Here is an 18,922-nt window from a genome sequence, read left to right on the forward strand (position 1 = left end):
GTTAATTCATTTTTTTGTCCTGTATTTCCTTGAGAATTTCGCTGACCAACTGACCGTTGGGCGCCGTGGCCATGGGGTTGAGGCTGATCAGTTCCTGCCAGGCGCCAATGGCGCCGGACTGATCCTTGAGATCGTAAAGCAGAACGACGCCCTTGTTGAATCGGGCGGTTTCATGCTTGGCATTCACCTGGATGGCCCGGTCAAAGGACGCGATGGCCTGTTGCGGATTGCCCGCCCTCCGGTACATGACCCCGAGGTCGGTGAGCACATCGGCATTATTAGGGGCCAGGGCCAAGGACTTGCTGTAAGCGTTGATCGCCTTGTCCGCCTGGTCGGAGTCAAAATAGAGATGGCCGAGGCTGGTCCAGGCCTCGATGTTTTGAGGATTTTTTTGCACCTCAAGCTCGAGCTGCAACAGGTGCTGGGTTTGTTCGGCCGTGAGCTTTGCGGCCTGCGCTTCCGGCTGTCCGGTGGCAACCTTGGCCGCTCCTCCGCTTGCCGGGCTCTTGTAGATGCTGAAGACGATCCCGGAGAGAAAGCCGATGATCAGGCAGCAGAGGCCGATAACAAGCACGATTTCCGTTTTGTAGCCACCTGCTGGAGATTGTTCGGGTTGTGATGCCATGGCGTGAAGCCTCCTTCCTTGATTTGGGTTGAGTAGTGCGCTCGGGTCAAACCGTTACATACATATGAACAACAATTGTTACGCCCTGCCACGCTTCTGTGACACGCGCGGGAGGATAAATGTTCCGGGGGAAATGCACGAATCGGGTCATCTGCCCAGCTCATGCACCAAAAGGGTGCATCCGGTCGCAAGCTGGAGGGCCTCGTCAACGATACGGCGATGATGGGTAAAGAGGATGACCTGGGTTTTTTCGGCCAGTTCCCCGAGGATTTTCAGGGCGGCCCTGGACCGGGCATCGTCGGCGTTCACCAGGATGTCGTCCAGGATCAGGGGCATGGGCTCATGGCTGGCAAGACGCCATTCCAAAGAGGCCAACCGCAGGGCGAGATAAAGCTGGTCCCTGGTGCCGGAGCTCATCCGTTCCACCAAAACCCTGGTGCCGTTTGACCGTGTTCCCACCAGCACCGGCTGGCCCTCGTCATCCTCATCGGCACGCAATCCGGCAAAAGAACCCAGGGTAAGTTCGCTGAAATACCGGGAGGTGATGGCCAGCACCGGGGTCTGATTTTCGCTGCGAAACCGCTCGATCTCGCTGTTCAGGACGTACCCCGCCACCTTGAGCTGGACATAGCGCTCCGACAGCCGTCGTATTTTGGCGAGCAGCCTGGCGCCCTCTTCCGCAGCCTCGGCGGCCCTGGCATTGCCGTCCATCTGCCGGAGCTGGTTTTTCTTTTCGCCGATGAGCACGGAGAGGTGCTTGCCTTCCGGGGCCAGTTCCTGCTCGATTTTTTGGCTCAGTTGGGCGATTTCTTCGGGGAGTGCATCCGGGTCGATCCGTGCGGCCTGGTCTTCCAGTTCGGCAAGGGAAAGGCCGCCCGCGCCCTCGATCAGGTTGTGTTCAGTTTGGGCGAGATGGTCTAACAGACTGCGGTATTGGGCCGAGCGTTTCTCCGCCGCCTCCAATTCTTCCGGCAAAACCTTTCCGGCCAGGCGGCAGAGTTCCGCGAGCTGATGCCTGGCCAAAAGCATTTCTTCCGCCAAACGAAGTTTCTCTTCCGTGGCCGCTTGTGTTTCCTGGGCATACCGGGCGTGGAGGGTTCGGTCGTTTCTCGCCTGATTGAGCAGGGCCTTGAGCTGCGCCACGATCTGCCCGGCCGGCTGTCCCATGAGCCCTGGCGCGATGTCTCGCGCCAGGGCCAGAGCCGCCTCCTCGAATCGCCCGGCGTCGCGGTCGATCCCCTCAATCCGTTTGCGGAGTTCGTCAGCCTCTTTCAGTCTGGCAAAACAGTTGTGCAGATTTTCCAGCACATCCCCGGCCTCGGCAGGGTGGATCTGCCGGTTGCCGCCAAGGCTGCCGACCACCTCCTGCCACTCCTGCCGCCAGAGTCCAAGCTCTTCCGTGAAGCGGGTTTTTTCATTTTCCGCCTGGAGGTGTTCCCCTTCCAGGGCCGCTTTCTTTTCAAGGAGCCTCTGCCGCTTGTCTTCAATGGCCGTGAGCCGTTCCAGTCCATCCTCAACCTGGAGCAGGAGCGGCTCAAGTTCCTTGCCCTGGGGCGAGGGGCGTTCTCCAAGTCCGGCAAGTTCCCGGAGCAAGGTCGCGTTGATTTTCTCCCGCTCCGAGCTTTTTCTTTCCAGTTCGACTTCCCTTGCCTGCAATTCCTCCGCGCTGAGCCGGAGAGCGGCGGCCCCGCCCAGCCAGGCCAGCATCTCCGCCGGAGAAAGGGGGGTGATTGCGCAGGGCTGCCACAGGCTGCGCCACTCCGTATCCATGGCCGTAAAAGCCAGGCTGAGCTGGGCCGCGTTGTTCTCCAGTTCGGCCAGCGCCCCTTCGAGGTTCTGCTGCTCTGCCTGCAAGGCCGCGAAGGCCTGGACCCGGTCTGCCTCGTGCCGGAGACGATCCGCCACCGTATCTGCCAGGGCCACCTTTTTTTCATAGGCCTCGGGCAGGGGCAGGTCCTGCCCAAAGGCAACATCTTCTCCGGCAAGGTCTTCGCCCTTGAGCCACTGGCGGCGCAGCAGCTCCCACCCCTTGTCGCGCTGGGTCCGGATCAGGACAAGCTCTTTCTCCGTGGGCGCATTTTCGGAAATTTCCCGTTGCCGGATGTCTGCCTGCACCTCTGCCAGCCTTTTGCGCAACCGTTCCCCTTCCTGCTGGCTCTCCCGTTGCCGCGCCGTCTGCTCAGTATGGGCGGCCTCGTATTTTCGCACCGTTTCCGGCAGGGGAAGCGGCAGGGCAAGAAACTCCGCAAGACTGCCGGACCAGAGGGGCAGCCGTTCCAGTCCCTGAAGGCAGGTGCGTCTTTTTTCTTCTATAATCCTGGCCTTGTCCGTCAGGTCCGCATCGAGTCCCCCGGATTTTCTGGCCATCCGCAAGGCCTGGCTCAGGCCCGCCGTGTTTTTGGCTAACGGCAATCCGGCCAGCTCCCTGTCGATCTTCCCCAGTTCCCCGCCAATCTCCAGCAGCCGTTTTTCGCTCTGGCTCAGGCCCTGCTGCAAGCCTTCGTGTTTGGCAGCCAGATGTCCGATAATCTTTCTTCTGCCGGAAACAGCCCGGAGGGTCTCCACCTGCTCCAAAGAGATATCCTGCCGCACCAGCCTGAGAAAATCGGCTGCCTCCCCCTTGTTGCTGATCCGCATGCCTTCAAGACGTGGCCGGTCTTCCCGGCCCTTTTTGTATTCCCCCAAACGCTGGTGCAGCTCCTCGATGGCATCCTCCGCCTCAAGTACCGGCTGACGGGCGGAAACAGCCGCCATTTTTCCCTGCATCTCCGTGAGCTTGGCCGCAACAACGGTTTCCTTGTGGGCCAGGGTGTGGAGCGTTCTGTCGATCTCCTGGCGCCGAACGGAAAAATCATTGGGCAGTTCCACGACCTCGCCCAACTCGGCAAGTTGCTGCCGAAGCGCATTGCGCCGGACAAGCTGGGGCAGCAATTGGTGGATGCGTTCCAGTTGCCGCCTACGCCGCTCTTTTTGCCCATGCTCCTCTTCGATATTCTTGAGGGCAACCTGCGCCGCCTGCAACTCATTGTTCAATTCGTGCCACTCCCGGCTGGAAAGCGAGGCCTCCCGCACGATTTTCTGGGTCTCCTTGTAGGCGGCCAGGGCCTCGTTGATCTCCCGCCTTGTGCCGCGGGCCGTGAACAACGCCTCGGCCTCGTTCTCCAGCCCGGCAAGCACCCCGCGCAGGGAAGAAACCCCGGCCCCGGCGGAAAAAAGGGCCTGGCCCACCTCGCCCTTCTGGGCCAGGATATCCTCTCCGCCCCGGATGAGATCCTCATGGCTTAAGCCGTACAGCGCTTCGAACACCGACTTTTCGGCGATGGGCAAAAATCCGGCCAACGCTTCCGGGGCAAGCGGATTGCCGTGTAGGTCAAGGATATCGCCTTTCCGCTTTTTGCGCCGGTAAAAGGCAAGCTCCCGGCTGTCCGCCGCCTGCAGGCAGCCGCCCACCAGCAACTGATCGTTGGCATGAAGGAAATTATCGGGGGTTTGGTGGTCAAAACCGAAGAGCCAGGCCTTGAGCGCCCGGAGGGTGCTGCTCTTCCCGGCCTCGTTGGGACCGTAGACAATGTGCAGGCCAGGGCCAAGCTCCAGGGTGCGGTCGGTGAAGGGGCCAAAGGCCTTGAGTTCGAGTCGGGCAATCCTCACCGGCGTCCCCCCTGCCCCAGCAGTCTGGCGATGAGCATTTCCTTGATCTCTTCGCGCAGATCGCTTGCCTCGGAAATTGATGCGGGAACAAGGCCGCCCTCGTGCAGGAGCTCCGGGGGCAGTTTTTTCTGCAGCTCCCCGATCCCAGGCACCAGTTCCATGAGCGCTGCCGGTTCAAAATCCAGACCCTCAATGGCCTGGATCAGTTCCGCCATGGGTGTTTCCTCGCCGAGGTCCACCGCAAGCGCCACGGGCCGCTGGGTGGCAAACACCACTTTTTCCAGCCACATCTCGCCGAGCCCTGCGGCAAGCCCGCGAAATTCTTCGGTCAGGAGAGCGGAATCACGGTGGAGTTCGGCATGGAGTTCACTTTTCCCAACCAGTTGCAACCGGATTGCCAGGGGTCTTCCCTCGGCTTCGGCCTGTTCCGTTTCCATCCCCTGCCGGACCGCATCAATGGCCAAATCCATTGTGGTGCAGTCCGTGAGATCAACCCGGCACAGGGACCAACGCAGGACATCCAGGTCGCGGTGCTCGACCGTAGCGATGCGCCCCTCCTCCACCCGCACCAGGGTGGCCCCTTTGGCTCCGGGCTCATGGATATGCCTGCCCTGGATATTGCCGGGGAAAACGATCCAGGGGGAGCGGCTCACCTCCTCGCGGAGGTGGACATGACCAAGGGCCCAGTAGTCATAGCCTTTGGCCATAAGATCGTCGAGGGAGCACGGGGCATAGGGCTCATGCCCCTGTCTGCCGGTGAGGGAGGTGTGGAGCAGGCCGATGTTCAGGTGATGCGGGAGACCTTGGGGATATGTGCGGGCAATATTCTCGGCCAGAACTCTTTTGTCATAGCCCTGGCCATGCACCGCAACCCCCAACTCTTCGAGGAGCAAGGTTTCCGGCTGCTTCGTGGAAAAAAGATGGACATTGTCCGGCAAACGCAGGGATTTGGTGATCTGGCTTGCCGCGTCATGGTTGCCCGAGGCCAGGAAGACCCGGATATTCTCCTTGCGCAGCATGCCCATACGATTGACAAAGAAAAGACCGGTGTTGTAATCCTTCCACTCGCCATCGTAGAGATCGCCGGACAACAGAACAAAGGCGACCCGTTCCGCAATGGCCAGGTCGATCAGGTTGTCGAACGCCCTTCTCGTTGCCTGACGGATTTGGCCAACCGGTGCATCGGCGTAAGTTTCCAGGCCGCGCAAGGGGCTGTCGAGGTGGATATCCGCAGCGTGGAGAAAGGTGAACATGGCTTATTTCACCAAGAGGTCGTAGCCGGCCAGGGCTGCAAACCCGGCCAGTCCGCCGCCAAGGACTGGCAGAAAAATATTGAGCACGGAAAACTCCTGCATCCAACCTCCCGAAGTCATTGGCTTTACTCAAACAGAATCTCTCTGTACCACAGGGATGGACAATATGCCAGCAAACAGTGGAGGTCTCGCAACACCATCAGGAAGTCCCAGGTCCGCGACACCACTCAATAAGTTATAAAGCAATACCCGTTGTAATCGCGTTTTCTTGCGATTTCAACACACGGTGAATCTCCCCGGACAGCCCCTTTCTTCTTGACACGGGGCACGCCGGACAGCTATCAAGAGGTTTTCGCACCGCGAAAACAGGGCACTCCGGGAGAGCATATGGATACGCAGGCGGCACGGCAAATACAGCAGTTTCTTGAAGAGGATATCGGCCTGGGCGACATCACCACCGATTCCGTGTTTGGCCCCATGCAGGAGGGCACGGCCGTATTTGTCGCCAAGGAGGAATTCGTGGTGGCCGGCCTTGATGCAATCGCCCCCCTTGTTTTCACCACGCGCAATTCGCGAATTGCCTGTACGTCCATGAAAAAAGACGGCGAAACGGCACATGCGGGGGAGCGCATCTTTTCCGCGCAGGGTCCGGTGCGGGATCTGCTCAGCGCCGAACGGCTGGCCCTCAATCTGGTGCAGAGGCTGAGCGGCATCGCCACCCTCACCGCCGCTTTTGTCCATGCGGTGGAGGGGCTGCCGGTGAGAATCATCGACACCCGCAAAACCACCCCCGGTCTTCGGGCCTATGAAAAATACGCGGTCCGGGCCGGGGGGGGACACAACCACCGCTTCAGTTTGGCCGACGGCATTCTGCTCAAGGACAACCATATCGCGGCAACAGGTTCGATCACCCAAGCGGTGCGCATCCTGCGGGACAAGGCGCCCCATACCCTGAAGATCGAGGTTGAAACCGAAAACCTTGCCCAGGTCGAAGAATGCCTTGCCTGCGGGGTGGAGATCATCATGCTCGACAACATGGCCCCTGCCCTGATGCGCCAAGCCGTGGGCCTGATAGGTGGCCGCGCTCTGGTTGAGGCCTCCGGCGGGGTGAATCTCGCCAATGTCCGCGAGATTGCCGAAACCGGGGTTGACCTCATCTCGGTGGGCGCTCTCACCCATTCCGCCAGGGCCATGGATATCAGCATGCGGTTGAGCGTGTAAGCGGTTACGCGTCGATCACCTTCTTGATGGCAGCGGCCAAGCTGCTAATGGTGTAGGGCTTTTGCAGGAAATCCTTTACCCCGAGGCGAAGGATCTCCTCCACCCGGTTGTCCTTGCGAAATCCCGAGGCAAGAAGCACCTTTACCGCGGGATTGATTTTTTGCATCTCGATAAAAGCCTCCCTGCCGGACATGATCGGCATGGCCATGTCCAGAAGCACCGCCTGTATCTCTGCCTGATGCTGCCGGTAGATCTCCACCCCCTCCTGGCCGTTGCTTGCGGTGAGCACCGAATAGCCCACGGCCAGCAAAACATCCTCCGCCATGCTCCGGACGAGTTCATCGTCATCCACCACCAGAATCAACCCTGCTCCCCGAGTAATATCAAGGCTCTGCCCGCCTGCGAGCGAGTCTTCCGAGCGGACCAGGGAGGGGAGATAGACGTTGAAGGTGGAGCCAAGCCCCGGCTCCGAATAGACATCGATAAAGCCCAGTTGCTGGCGGACGATATTGTAGACCATGGCCAGGCCAAGGCCGGTGCCTTTGCCCGGCTCCTTGGTGGTAAAAAAGGGATCGAAGATCTTGGCCGCTGTCTTGGTATCCATGCCCACTCCGGTGTCGCTCACCGAAATACGCCAATACGCATTCGCGATTGCCTCGGGGTGTTTTTTCTGAAACACCGGATCCACCGTGATCTTGTCAATGGCCACGGAGAGAGTGCCGCCCCATTGGGTATCTTCGCGCATGATGGTCATGGCGTGCACCGCATTGATGCAGAGGTTCAGCAGAACCTGCTCCATCTCGGTGGTGTCCGCAAGCACATAGGCCGGTTCCGCGGCAGGATGCTCCACCACCTTCACCGACTTGTCAAAGGTGTTCTCTCCAATCTTGCACACATGCTTGAGGGAGAGGTTCAGGTCCACGGCCACCAGATCGGCCTGCTGCTTGCGAGACAGGGTGAGCAATTGCCGGACCATGTCCACGGCCCGCTGCCCCGCTGTTTCCATGCGCTCAAGATATTCATTCAACTCGGTTGGGGAAAGGGCTTGGTGGTATTTGATCTTGTACTGGAGCAGGGAGAGATTGCCCAGAATGGAGGCAAGAACATTATTGAAATCATGGGCCAGGCCGCCGGCAAGGGTGCCGATGGATTCCATCTTCTGAGCCTGCCGCAATTGCTGTTCCTTGCGTTCAAGCTCGGTAATGTCATCAAGACGAATGGCCACGCCGGCGGTGCCGTTGGCGATCAGGGGAAAAAAGGTCAAATTGTAGAGATGTTCCGGGTTCTGGCTTACCTGTTCGCGGGGGAGGGTCACCGTGTTCAGGTTTCGACCGGCTTCGTCGACTTGCTGGGTATATTTGCAAAAAAATGGGGCAATATCATAGATCTTTCTGCCGATCGCTTCCTGGGAGGAGATGCCGGTAAGCTTGCAAGCCGCGGTGTTCCATTGGGTAACGGTGCAATCGACGTCCAGGGTGACCAGCATGGAGGGCATGGACTCGATGATATTGTTGAGGTAGTTGCGCATCCGGGCAATCTCCCGCTCCGCGGCCTTTTGCGCGGTGATGTCGCGGATCAATCCCTCGTATTTGTTCACCTTCCCGCCAAAACCCCGGACCGCATGGCAGGTCAAGGCGGCGATGATGGGTGTGCTGTTGTTGGCGATTAAAATGAGTTCGTAGTCCTTGACAAACCCCTGGGAGCCCATCAGCTCCTTGAATGTGGCGAATGATCCCTCGTTTTCGAAGATGTTGGCAAAGAGGTTTCTGCCGAGCATTTCCTCAAGTGAGTCAGCGCCAAGGATGGAGATAAACGCGGGGTTTACATCAAGAAGCGCCCCTTTTTCGTCGGCCACGAAAATTCCTTCCATGGCCCGCTCGAACAGATGCCTGAATTTTTTCTCGGAGTTTTGCAGCGCCAGCTCCCGGGAGGCTATGGTGCTGGCCATGACATGCAGGGTCTGGGAAAAACGCTCCAACTCCAGCACCCCTCTGGGCATGGGGATCTCCACATTGAAATCGCCTTGAGTGATGCTGTCGGTTGCCTGCATGAATCGCTGGACCGGTCCGCTCAGGCGTTGGGCCAGAAGCGAGCCGATTACAACGGAGAGGATCCAAAAGCCAAGGCCGGTAATCGCCGCGTTTTTCTGAATCTCATGCAGGTGCGCAAGGATCGGCTTCATGGACAGGGAAACCCTGGTGACGCCAAAAACCATGCCGCCGATGGCGATGGGCGCGGCAACCACCAACTGATCATGGACTGGATCGATCTTGACCCGTATCTCATTATCCGTAATCGCAAGATCTTCCTCCATCATGGTGCCGAGCAACCGCACCTCGGAGGCAGCCAGGATGTTTCCCTGGCTGTTGGCGATCTGGATGGATTCGATGTCCACAAGGGTGGAAGATTCCCGGACGTATTCCTGGAGAGGCGCATAATTTTCCGTGATCAGGTGATCAATCACGGCAAAGGCGGTGGTGCGGGCGATGGCCGTGCCATGGGCGGAAAGGTTGCTGATGGCATATTTTTTAAAAATATTGGAATACAGGATGACGAGTGAGGCTGTCAGCAGCAGGGTGATGGCAGTGCAATAGACAATAAGGTGGGTGCGCAAGCGGAAGGAAGTCATCAATGATGCGTGTAGAATTCGTGGTTTTTGATGACGTCGTAGAACGGGTCGTAATCATCCTTGGTTGCGGCGACGATCTGCTTGACCTGCAGGCTCTTCAGAATTGCCAGGTCCTCCGGCTTGTCCGGCGAAAGAGAGGTCAGGACCTCACGGATGGCGGTGGCGGTCCGCTGGTCCATGCCGCTCTTGACCACAAAGGGAAACTGGGGGACCGCAACGGACCGGGACACGATCCTGAACTGATCCTTGATCGGAGCGAAATCCTTCATCTCCAGGGTGTCGAGCCGGATAACCCCGCCATCGTATTTCTTGTTGAGCACCCCGTAGATGATGGTGTCGAGCTTACCGACAAACTGGATATCCAGATCCTTTTTCGAGTCGATCCTTTTTTCGTCAAGCTGGGCCTTGAAAAACATGTAGCCGGCATAGGAATGTTCGCCAATGGCGGCGATCTTCTTCCCCTTGCACTGCTCGATGGTTTTGATCTTGCTGTCCTGCCGGACGATTACCCCGCCCCAGAAGGAGGGAACTCCTTTGGCGATCGCGGTGTATCCGGCCGGCAGCATCTTGTAGTAGACGGCAATGGAGGGCAGGGCCAGATCGTATTCCCCTGCCAGGCTTTTTTTCAAAAACGCCTCTGAATCCGTGGCGGAGACGAGCACCACTTTTTTCCCGAGCCGTTTTTCAATCCTGGCGGCAAGGGGGCTGAAAACCTCGATCACGCTCTTGGGTGATTTGTAGGGAAACACGGCAAAACGGATGGGTTCGCTTGTTTCCTGGGCCAGGCAAGAGAGGGGCAAGGCCATGCCCCATGCCGCCACACAAAGAAAAACCCAGAATGCAGGTCTGATCGATATTCTGCGCATGCTGTTTCTCCCTGAGGTGGTTGTTTCGCTCCGCTGTACTCGGCCGCTGGATAATGATAGACGGTTCCATGCGCTGCTGTCAATTGACGGTTTGCGGTTTTTTGCAGGCAAGAAAGAGGCCGGAGAGAAATCAGCCCAGTTCCGACCTTGCCATCTTGCCCTGCTTGTATTGACAAAAAAACGGAGCTGGACTATTTTGCCACAATTTAGGAGCCGTCACCAAGGAATCATCGGTGTTCCCCTGCTGTTTTTGACTCTTGCCAAAGGATCCCCATGGACCAGCTTATCGAAGAAAGCCTGAAGCATTCCATTGCCGCCAAGCAAGCGCTGGTGGCCACCCAGATGGGCGGTATCAAGCAGTTGGCCCAGTGGATGATCGACACCATCAAGCGCGGCAACAAGCTGATGATCTTCGGCAACGGGGGCAGCGCCGCCGATGCCCAGCACATGGCGGCCGAATTCGTCAACCGTTTCATGATCGATCGCCCTCCCCTGGCCGCCATCGCCCTGACCACGGACAGCTCCATCCTTACCAGCATCGGCAACGATTTTTCCTTCGATGAAATCTTCAGCAAGCAGATCCTGGCCCTGGGCAAGGAAGGCGACCTGGCCCTGGGCATTTCAACGAGCGGCAATTCGCCCAATGTCATCAAGGCGGTGGAAGCGGCCAAAACCCTGGGCATGCAAACTGCGGTGCTCACCGGCAAGGACGGCGGCAGGCTGATCAGCCTGGCCGATCTGACCATCAACGTGCCCTCGCCCGTAACCCCGGCCATCCAGGAGGCGCATCTCTGGGTGGAGCATCTGCTCTGTCAGATCGTGGACGAGGCGTTGTACGGACGCGGCGTTTCCGCGTAACTCCCTGGATAATCCCATGAAAACATACCAGCCCCTGGACTTTTCCGGCCTCAACACCTATTCGATCCACGGCCGCTACAGCAAGGTCACGGTGGAGAATTTCGCCAAGCCGCTTGCCCCCGGCTCCACGCTCAAGGAATTCATCGCCTCCCTGCCCGAGCAGTTGCTGGGGCTGGATTTTCCCGAGCTGGTCGGCCGGCTGGCCGCAAGCCACGACAATGACCGCCCCATCGTGGTCGGCATGGGCGCCCATGTGATCAAGGTGGGGCTCAACCCCATCCTCATCGATCTCATGGAGCGGGGCATCATCAGCGCCATTGCCTTAAACGGCGCGGGCATCGTCCATGACACCGAGATCGCCATGGTGGGCCGCACCTCGGAAGAGGTGGGCGACGTGCTGGGCAGCGGCGCCTTTGGCGCGGCCAAGGAAACCGGCGAGGTGGTCAATGCCGGGATCAACCTTGGCGCGAAAAAAGGACAGGGCTTGGGCGAGGCACTGGGCGAGTATCTGCTGGCCCAAAATTTCCCGTACAACACCATGAGCCTGCTGGCCACGGCCAAACGGCTGGGGATTCCGCTCACCGTGCATGTGGCCATGGGCACGGACATCGTCCATATCCACCCCACGGCCAACGGCGCGGCCATCGGCCAGACCAGCCATCAGGATTTCCGGCTCTTCTGCGGCCTGGTGGCCGAGCTGGAAGGCGGGGCCTACCTCAATTTCGGCTCCGCCGTGCTCCTGCCCGAAGTTTTCTTAAAGGCCCTCACCGTGGCCCGCAACCTGGGCCATGTGGTGAACAACTTCACCACGGCCAACTTCGATTTCATCCGCCATTACCGCACCATGACCAACGTGGTGAACCGGCCGACCATGGGCGGCGGCAAGGGGTACAACATCATCGGCCACCACGAGCTTTTGATCCCGCTGCTGGCCGCCACCCTGCTCGACCGGCTCCATGAGAAAGATGGGTTTGCAGCAATTTAGACTTCGCTTCAAACAGGTGCTTCGACAGGCTCAGCACGAACGGAATATTAATGCGTTAAGACATCCGTTCGCCCTGAGCCTGTCGAAGGGCCGTTGTTTTGATTGCGCAAAAGGTACCTACCCACAAAAAAATAAGCCTGGCGGATGACTTATCTTGCGCAATTTGCGGAAAAAAGCTAAAGAACGAGGTCATCTCCATGCCATTGCATGATTATCTTTGCCGCGGTTGCGGGCATGTCTTCGAGGCTCTGGTCATGGGCACGGAGCAGCCGGTTTGTCCGCAATGCGGCGGAAAAGAGCTGACCAAGCAGATGTCCACCTTTGCCTGCCGCACCACCAGAGGCGGCGCGGGCAGTTCGGGCACCGCCAAGTGTTCCGGCTGCTCGGGCGGAAACTGCGGCACCTGTCATTAATGATGCGGCAAGGCAACAATGCCGTTATCCGGAGAGTCAATACAAAGGAACAGTTGATGCAGAAACTAATCAGAATCGGTACCCGGGCAAGCCTGTTGGCCCTGGCTCAATCCACCTGGATCAAGGGTTTGATCGAGGCCCAATACCCGGAAACCACGGTGGAACTGGTGAAGATCATCACCAAGGGCGACAAGATTCTTGACGTGCCGCTGGCCAAGGTGGGCGGCAAAGGGTTGTTCGTCAAGGAGATCGAAGAGGCGCTGCTCAATAACGAGGTGGACATCGCGGTCCACAGCATGAAGGACGTGCCCGCCGAACTGCCCGAGGGGCTGCACATCGGCATCATCACCAAGCGGGAAAACCCGCTGGACGCCTTTATCTCGAACATCTGCGCCACCTGCCGCGAACTACCCCAGGGTGCCAAGGTGGGCACCAGCAGCCTGCGGCGCAAATCCCAACTGGCCAATATCCGGCCCGATCTGGTCATCGAAGATCTGCGGGGCAATCTGGACACCAGGCTGCGCAAACTCGACGAGGGGAAGTACGATGCCATCATCCTGGCTGCCGCCGGGTTGAACCGCTTGTCGCTCAGCGGCCGGGCCAAATCTTTCTTTACGGAAGCAGAGATGCTGCCTGCCGTGGCCCAGGGCGCGGTGGGCATAGAGTTGCGGACCAGCGATGCGGCGCTGCTGGCCGGACTGCTGTTCATGGATCATCAGGAAACCTCCCTGGCGGTCCGGGCGGAACGCGGTTTCCTCCACCGCCTCCAGGGCGGCTGCCAGGTGCCTATTGCCGGTTTTGCCCGGCTGGCGGAGAATACGCTGCACATGACCGGCCTGGTCGCTTCCGTAACCGGAGATAAAATGGTCCGCCTTGCATTATCCGCCGACACCAGCGATCCTGAAGGGTTGGGGGTGCGGCTCGCCGAAAAACTGCTGGCCGAAGGCGGCAAGGATATCCTTTCCGAGGTGTACGGTCACGAAATGCACTGATAGCCTCGTAAAAGCTGCCCTTCGACAGGGCTCTCCTGAGCTTGACGAAGGGCTCAGGGCGAACGGACATTGTCTTAGATATATATTAATATTCCGTTCGTGCTGAGCCTGTCGAAGCATTCCTGTTTAAAATAAATTTCGAGTTTACCGGCCTGGCCGGTTTTTTGTTAACGAGAAAAAATCATGACAGCACACAGCAACAACACACCAACACGTTCCAAAGGCAAGGTATACCTCATCGGCGCAGGCCCCGGCGACCCCACGCTGATTACGGTGAAGGGGTTGGAGCTTCTCAAACGAGCCGAGGTTCTGGTGTACGATTACCTTGCCACCCCCAAGCTGCTCAAGTTTGTGCCCAAGGACGCCGAGCTGATCTACGCCGGCAAGAAGGGGGGGGAATGCCACGCCCATACCCAGGAAGAGATCAACCAGATGCTGGTGGATCATGCCGCCGCCGGAAAAATCGTGGTGCGGCTCAAGGGCGGCGACCCCTTTATCTTTGGCCGGGGCGGGGAAGAGATTGAGGAACTGGCCAAACACGGCATTGCCTTTGAGGTGGTGCCCGGCGTCACCTCGGCAACCGCCGCGGCCACCTATGCGGGCGTGCCCATCACCCACCGGGAATACACCGCTTCGGTGGCCTTTATCACCGGCCACGAAGATCCCACCAAGGAGACCTCCAATATCGCCTGGGACAAAATTTCCACCGGCATTGGCACCCTGGTTTTCTACATGGGGATCAAGAACCTCCCCTTTATCACCGAGAATCTAATCAAGCACGGCCGCTCCCCGGAAACCCCGGTGGTCGTAGTGCGCTGGGCCTCCACCCCGATTCAGCAATCTGTGGTGGGGACGCTTGCCACCATCGCCGAAGTGGTCAAGAAGGAAAAAATCAAGCCCCCTGCCCTCATCGTGGTGGGCGAGGTGGTCAAGCTGCGCGACACCATCAACTGGTTCGAGAAAAGGCCGCTGTTCGGCAAGCGCATCCTGGTGACCCGGACCCGCGAACAGGCCAGCGAGCTGGTCCGGCTTTTGGAGGATCAGGGCGCGGATTGCGTGGAAGGGGCCACCATTGCCTTGGCGCCGCCGGACAGTTGGGAGCCTTTGGATACGGAGTTGAACCGGCTGGGCGACTACCAGTGGCTGGTGTTTACCAGCATCAACGCCATCCGTTTCTTTTTCACCCGGCTTTTTGAACGGGGCTTGGACTGCCGCGCCCTGGCCGGGCCCAAGATCGCCGTGGTCGGCACAGCCACCGCGGAAATCCTGAAGGAATACGGCCTTGCCGCCGATCTGGTGCCCGAAGAATTCACCGGCGAGGGGTTGGCTGCCAGCATGGTGGCGCAGGGGGTGAAGGGCTGCAAGGTTCTGCTCCCCAGAGCCAAGAAGGCCCGGGAGGTGCTGCCGGAGATCTTGCAGGAAAACGGGGCCGAGGTTGCCATTGTGCCGGTGTATCAGAATGTCCGGCCCAAGGATTACGATCTGGTGCGCCAGGAACTGGCCGAAGGCGGGATCGACATGGTCACCTTTACCAGCTCCTCCACGGTGACCAACTTTTTGGAAATGCTGGGCCCGGAGCGTGATACGCTGCTGGCCGGGGTCAAGGTGGCGACCATCGGGCCGATCACCGCCAGAACCGCGGAAAAAGCCGGGCTGGCCATCGATGTGCAGCCAAAGACCTACACCATCCCGGCCCTGGTGGAAAGCATCCTTGATTTTTACGGAAAATAATGGGGCTTTTTTTTGCAAAAGTTCAATAAATTCCCTCTCCCCTCGGAGTCTGCGCTTACCTGCGGGAGAGGGTTAGGGAGAGGGGAGAATAACTATTAAATCGGCAGGTTGCAACTTCACCCTCCCCCTGCCCCCCTCCCGTCAAGGGAGGGGGAAGTCAATATCAAACTAACCGTCAGTCGATCTTGTCAAAGGCCTTCTTATTGGCCCCGCACACCGGGCATGTATCCGGAGCCTCGCCCTCGCAGGTGTAGCCGCACATCGAACAGACATGCATGTCCGTTGCCTCCTGATTGGCCAGGCTGTCCAAGGCTTTCTGGTACAGGGCGGCGTGGATTTTCTCCACCTCATTGGCATAGCTGAAGCTGCGTTCCGCCGATTTGTGCCCTTCCTCCTTGGCCGCGGCGATCATAGCCGGATACATCTCCTGAAACTCATGGGTCTCGCCGCCGATGGCCTCTTTGAGGTTGGTTGCGGTGTCGCCGATACCCTTGAGGGCGCGGAGATGGGCGTGGGCGTGGATGGTTTCCGCATGGGCCGCGGCGCGAAACAACCTGGCCGTCTGCTTGAATCCCTCTTTGTCCGCCTTGTCGGCAAAGGCCAGATACTTGCGATTTGCCTGTGATTCCCCGGCGAAAGCATCCCAAAGATTCTTTTCGGTTTTGGTCATACGGTTTCTCCTTGTGCGAAATGATATGTTTGCGGCGGCCTGACAAAAAAGACCCGCATCATGAAAAAACAATGGGAGATCAGGACAAAAAAGGCTTTTAAAAAAGACTATTCATGGGTAAATAGGTTCAATTTCTCAGAAAAAGACAGGCCCGGCTTGAGAGTTGCCCTATTTCCAAATAGTATCCGTCAAAATCAAGGAAAACACCATGAAAAAAAGAATCCTTCTTCCCGACGAAGAACGCGTCACCCAGTGGTACAACGTTATGGCCGACATGCCCGGCGGCATGCATCCTCCCTTGAATCCCGCCACCAAACAGCCGCTGACTCCGGACCTGATGGCGCCCATCTTCCCCATGGGGCTGCTGGAGCAGGAGATGAGCGACAAGCGCTGGATCGACATCCCCGAAGAGATCCAGGACATCTGGTCCATCTGGCGGCCCTCCCCCCTGGTGCGCGCCAATTTCCTGGAAGAAAAGCTGGGCACCAAGGCGAAGATCTATTTCAAGTACGAAGGGGTCTCCCCTTCCGGCAGCCACAAGACCAACAGCGCCGTGGTGCAGGCCTATTACAACAAGCGGGAAGGCGTCAAGCGGTTGGCCACCGAAACCGGAGCCGGTCAGTGGGGCAGCGCCCTGGCCTTTGCCACCCATAAGTTCGGCCTGGAGTGCAAGGTCTACATGGTGCGGGTTTCCTACGACCAGAAACCGTACCGCAAATCGATGATGCACACCTACGGCGCGGAGATCGTGCCCAGCCCCAGCCCGGACACCCCCACCGGCCGGGCCATCCTTGCCAAGGATCCCAACACCCCCGGCTCTTTGGGCATCGCCATCAGCGAGGCCTTGGAAGACGCGGTTTCCCGCGAGGACACCAAGTACGCCCTGGGCTCGGTCTTGAACCATGTCTGCCTGCACCAGACCATAATCGGCCTGGAGGCCAAGAAGCAGTTGGCCATGATCGGCGAGAGCCCGGATGTGGTGATCGGCTGCTGCGGCGGCGGCTCCAACTTCGCCGGCCTGGCCGCGCCCTTTCTGCCCGACAAGCTGGAAGGCAAGGACATCCGCTTGATCGGGGTGGAGCCCGCCTCCTGCCCCTCGCTCACCAAGGGCATCTATGCCTATGATTTCGGGGATGTTTCCGAGCGCACCCCGCTCTTGTACATGTACACCCTGGGCCATGATTTCATGCCGCCGGGCATCCATGCCGGAGGCTTGCGCTACCACGGCATGTCCCCCATTGTCAGCGCCATGCTCCGGGAAAATCTGATGGAGGCCATGGCCCTGCATCAGGTGGAATGCTTTGAGGCCGGGGTGCTTTTCGCCCAGACCGAGGGGATTATCCCGGCGCCCGAGTCCTGCCACGCGATCCGGGCGGCGATCATCGAGGCCACCAAGGACCCGAAGGAACCCAAGACCATCCTGTTCAATCTTTCCGGCCACGGCCACCTCGATCTTTCCAGCTACGACAAGTTTTTTGCCGGAGAATTGCACAACTTCGAGTATCCGGCCGAGGCAGTGGCAGAAGCGAAGAAGCATCTGCCGAAGATTTGAGCCTGACATTGCCCATGGCAATCCTGCGCGCCGCATCCCTGCTCCGGAAACCGAGGGGAATGCGGCGCGTTTTTTTTCTCGGCCTTGGCTTGTCTCTCGCCCTGCCCGCTTCGCTTTGGGCCGGGGCAGGGCAGTCCCTGGAAACTCTGGTGGAAAACGGCGGGATTCTCGTCACCAGAAACGGGGCTATTGTTTACGAACAGCACGCAGACCGCCAATTCATCCCGGCCAGCGTGCTGAAAATCGGCACGGCCCTGGCCGGTATCCGGATCCTTGGCAAGGAGTATCGCTTTACCACCCGGTTTTACGTGAATGGCGACCGTGATCTATACATCCGCGGCTTGGCTGATCCCCTGCTGGTTTCCGAGGAAGTAGCCAAGATTGTCGCCACCCTCCGCAGCCGCGGCCTTTCCACAATCCGCAACATCGTTGTCGATGACAGCGGCTGCCGGCTTGAAAACGGAACCGATGGCGCCACCAACACCCTCAATCCCTACGATGCCCAAAACAGTTGCCTGGCGGTGAACTTCAACACCATCAACCTCGTTAAAGGCGCGGACAACAGCGTGCGTTCCGCTGAAGAGCAGACCCCTACCCTGCCGCTGATGCGGGAACTGGCGCAAGGGCTGCCGCCCGGCACCCACCGGATCAACGCCACGGCTACCGGAAACCAGAGCCTGCGCTATGTGGGGGAGTTGTTCGGTGCCATATGCAAGAAACAAGGGATGACAATGCGCGGCAAGATCATCCCCGGCCCGGTGCCGGAGGGGCTCAAGCTATTCTACGAGCATGGTTCGAGCAAGAGTCTGGACGAGGTGCTGACCGGTCTGCTCAAATATTCCAACAACTTCATCGCCAACCAGCTTTTCCTGGCCATGGGCGCAAAACAATACGGCTGGCCCGCCACCTGGGACAAGGGTCAGCGGGCCGTGACCGCTTTTTACCGCAATGAGCTTGGGCTTTCGGAAAAGGACATCGTGGTCCGCGAAGGCTCCGGCCTCTCCCGGCAAAACCGGGTAACGCCCAGGGCAATGCTCGCCATCCTGGAGGCGTTTAAGCCCCATTCCGGGCTGCTCCCTTTTGAGAACAACTGCCTGCGCAAATCCGGCACTATGACCGGGGTGTATGGGTATGCGGGATATTTTGCCGGAGAGCGAGGGTTGGACAGTTTTGTTCTCATGCTCAACCAGCCGAAGAATACCAGGGATCAGGTACTGGAGCTGCTCGGCGCCATGCATGGGGCAAAGGGGAAACGGAAGAATTGAAAGGAAGGTCCCTTTTGGGATGGCTGATTTCGAAAAAGAGAATTAAGTATGGTGTCACCTTAATTCCCTAAAAAGGAGGGTGTAAAAAGGATTGTGTAAATGGCCATTCCGGGGGTAGAAAAGTTCGCCCCCAACCAAGGAGAGAGATATGGCCATTTCCAAAGAAGTGCTTGACCAACTGATTGCCGATTACAAAAAGCCGGAAGACCTGATC

The 18,922-nt window shown here is 58.7% G+C and carries 15 protein-coding genes; 9 read left to right on the forward strand and 6 right to left on the reverse strand.

Annotated elements, in window-relative coordinates:
• Position 1 precedes the first annotated feature (1 nt).
• From MWR57_RS07495 to MWR57_RS07505, 3 genes are all read right to left on the reverse strand, one after another.
• Complete coding sequence (locus MWR57_RS07495; protein ID WP_423124182.1) at positions 2-625, reverse strand: tetratricopeptide repeat protein; 624 nt, start codon at positions 623-625, stop codon at positions 2-4.
• Between the two features lie 147 nt (positions 626-772).
• Positions 773-4,273: an AAA family ATPase gene (locus MWR57_RS07500; protein ID WP_423124183.1), complete on the reverse strand. Its 3,501-nt coding sequence runs from the start codon at positions 4,271-4,273 to the stop codon at positions 773-775.
• Entirely contained in the window at positions 4,270-5,526 is a 1,257-nt protein-coding gene (locus MWR57_RS07505) for a metallophosphoesterase family protein (RefSeq protein WP_423124184.1), read from the reverse strand. The genes MWR57_RS07500 and MWR57_RS07505 overlap by 4 nt, the downstream gene beginning before the upstream one ends.
• A 387-nt stretch (positions 5,527-5,913) precedes the next feature.
• On the opposite strand from MWR57_RS07505, the gene nadC reads away from it, so the two are divergent.
• Entirely contained in the window at positions 5,914-6,747 is an 834-nt protein-coding gene (gene nadC / locus MWR57_RS07510; protein ID WP_423124185.1) for a carboxylating nicotinate-nucleotide diphosphorylase, read from the forward strand.
• A gap of 4 nt (positions 6,748-6,751) precedes the next feature.
• Here the strand turns inward: nadC and MWR57_RS07515 are convergent, their stop codons facing one another.
• Complete coding sequence (locus MWR57_RS07515; RefSeq protein ID WP_423124186.1) at positions 6,752-9,376, reverse strand: hybrid sensor histidine kinase/response regulator; 2,625 nt, start codon at positions 9,374-9,376, stop codon at positions 6,752-6,754.
• A complete protein-coding gene (locus MWR57_RS07520) occupies positions 9,376-10,182 on the reverse strand; it encodes a phosphate/phosphite/phosphonate ABC transporter substrate-binding protein (protein WP_423124187.1) in 807 nt (268 codons plus the stop codon). Before MWR57_RS07520 ends, MWR57_RS07515 begins: the two co-directional genes overlap by 1 nt.
• On the opposite strand from MWR57_RS07520, the gene MWR57_RS07525 reads away from it, so the two are divergent.
• The 6 genes from MWR57_RS07525 to cobA all read left to right on the forward strand — a co-directional run bounded on the left by MWR57_RS07525 (position 10,181) and on the right by cobA (position 15,221).
• Positions 10,181-10,543 (forward strand): hypothetical protein, encoded by a 363-nt coding sequence (locus MWR57_RS07525; RefSeq protein ID WP_423124188.1) that lies wholly within the window; start codon positions 10,181-10,183, stop codon positions 10,541-10,543. The two genes, MWR57_RS07520 and MWR57_RS07525, sit on opposite strands and share 2 nt — an antisense overlap.
• Positions 10,516-11,100 carry a D-sedoheptulose-7-phosphate isomerase gene (locus MWR57_RS07530; protein ID WP_423124189.1) on the forward strand — a complete coding sequence of 195 codons (585 nt, stop codon included), beginning with the start codon at positions 10,516-10,518 and terminating at the stop codon, positions 11,098-11,100. Before MWR57_RS07525 ends, MWR57_RS07530 begins: the two co-directional genes overlap by 28 nt.
• A 16-nt stretch (positions 11,101-11,116) precedes the next feature.
• A complete protein-coding gene (locus MWR57_RS07535; protein ID WP_423124190.1) occupies positions 11,117-12,085 on the forward strand; it encodes a GSU2086 family protein in 969 nt (322 codons plus the stop codon).
• 197 nt (positions 12,086-12,282) lie between these two features.
• Complete coding sequence (locus tag MWR57_RS07540) at positions 12,283-12,498, forward strand: FmdB family zinc ribbon protein (RefSeq protein WP_423124191.1); 216 nt, start codon at positions 12,283-12,285, stop codon at positions 12,496-12,498.
• Positions 12,499-12,551: 53 nt separating this feature from the next.
• Positions 12,552-13,490, forward strand: coding sequence for a hydroxymethylbilane synthase (gene hemC / locus MWR57_RS07545; protein ID WP_479723954.1), 939 nt, complete (start codon positions 12,552-12,554; stop codon positions 13,488-13,490).
• A gap of 183 nt (positions 13,491-13,673) precedes the next feature.
• Positions 13,674-15,221: a uroporphyrinogen-III C-methyltransferase gene (gene cobA, locus MWR57_RS07550; protein WP_423124193.1), complete on the forward strand. Its 1,548-nt coding sequence runs from the start codon at positions 13,674-13,676 to the stop codon at positions 15,219-15,221.
• Between the two features lie 175 nt (positions 15,222-15,396).
• On the opposite strand, the gene MWR57_RS07555 is transcribed toward cobA, so the two are convergent.
• A complete protein-coding gene (locus MWR57_RS07555) occupies positions 15,397-15,891 on the reverse strand; it encodes a rubrerythrin family protein (RefSeq protein WP_423124194.1) in 495 nt (164 codons plus the stop codon).
• A gap of 208 nt (positions 15,892-16,099) precedes the next feature.
• Here MWR57_RS07555 and MWR57_RS07560 point away from each other — a divergent pair, with 208 nt between their 5' ends.
• Together MWR57_RS07560 and MWR57_RS07565 are read left to right on the forward strand one after the other, a co-directional pair.
• A complete protein-coding gene (locus tag MWR57_RS07560) occupies positions 16,100-17,443 on the forward strand; it encodes a TrpB-like pyridoxal phosphate-dependent enzyme (protein WP_423124195.1) in 1,344 nt (447 codons plus the stop codon).
• Positions 17,444-17,502: 59 nt separating this feature from the next.
• Complete coding sequence (locus MWR57_RS07565) at positions 17,503-18,708, forward strand: D-alanyl-D-alanine carboxypeptidase/D-alanyl-D-alanine-endopeptidase (RefSeq protein WP_423124196.1); 1,206 nt, start codon at positions 17,503-17,505, stop codon at positions 18,706-18,708.
• Positions 18,709-18,922: the final 214 nt, after the last annotated feature.

It is taken from the genome of Hydrosulfovibrio ferrireducens, assembly GCF_046883345.1.
In the GTDB taxonomy this organism is placed as follows: Bacteria; Desulfobacterota; Desulfobulbia; order Desulfobulbales; family Desulfurivibrionaceae; genus Thiovibrio; species Thiovibrio ferrireducens.

Bases quoted from the DNA above. Each gene is read 5' to 3' on its own strand.
- MWR57_RS07555 (WP_423124194.1), bottom strand. From the start codon at position 15,891: ATGACCAAAACCGAAAAGAATCTTTGGGATGCTTTCGCCGGGGAATCA.
- MWR57_RS07540 (WP_423124191.1), top strand. From the start codon at position 12,283: ATGCCATTGCATGATTATCTTTGCCGCGGTTGCGGGCATGTCTTCGAG.
- MWR57_RS07505 (WP_423124184.1), bottom strand. From the start codon at position 5,526: ATGTTCACCTTTCTCCACGCTGCGGATATCCACCTCGACAGCCCCTTG.
- MWR57_RS07515 (WP_423124186.1), bottom strand. From the start codon at position 9,376: ATGACTTCCTTCCGCTTGCGCACCCACCTTATTGTCTATTGCACTGCC.
- MWR57_RS07525 (WP_423124188.1), top strand. From the start codon at position 10,181: ATGCCCCATGCCGCCACACAAAGAAAAACCCAGAATGCAGGTCTGATC.
- MWR57_RS07535 (WP_423124190.1), top strand. From the start codon at position 11,117: ATGAAAACATACCAGCCCCTGGACTTTTCCGGCCTCAACACCTATTCG.
- MWR57_RS07565 (WP_423124196.1), top strand. From the start codon at position 17,503: ATGCGGCGCGTTTTTTTTCTCGGCCTTGGCTTGTCTCTCGCCCTGCCC.
- MWR57_RS07520 (WP_423124187.1), bottom strand. From the start codon at position 10,182: ATGGCCTTGCCCCTCTCTTGCCTGGCCCAGGAAACAAGCGAACCCATC.
- cobA (WP_423124193.1), top strand. From the start codon at position 13,674: ATGACAGCACACAGCAACAACACACCAACACGTTCCAAAGGCAAGGTA.
- MWR57_RS07560 (WP_423124195.1), top strand. From the start codon at position 16,100: ATGAAAAAAAGAATCCTTCTTCCCGACGAAGAACGCGTCACCCAGTGG.
- MWR57_RS07495 (WP_423124182.1), bottom strand. From the start codon at position 625: ATGGCATCACAACCCGAACAATCTCCAGCAGGTGGCTACAAAACGGAA.
- MWR57_RS07530 (WP_423124189.1), top strand. From the start codon at position 10,516: ATGGACCAGCTTATCGAAGAAAGCCTGAAGCATTCCATTGCCGCCAAG.
- nadC (WP_423124185.1), top strand. From the start codon at position 5,914: ATGGATACGCAGGCGGCACGGCAAATACAGCAGTTTCTTGAAGAGGAT.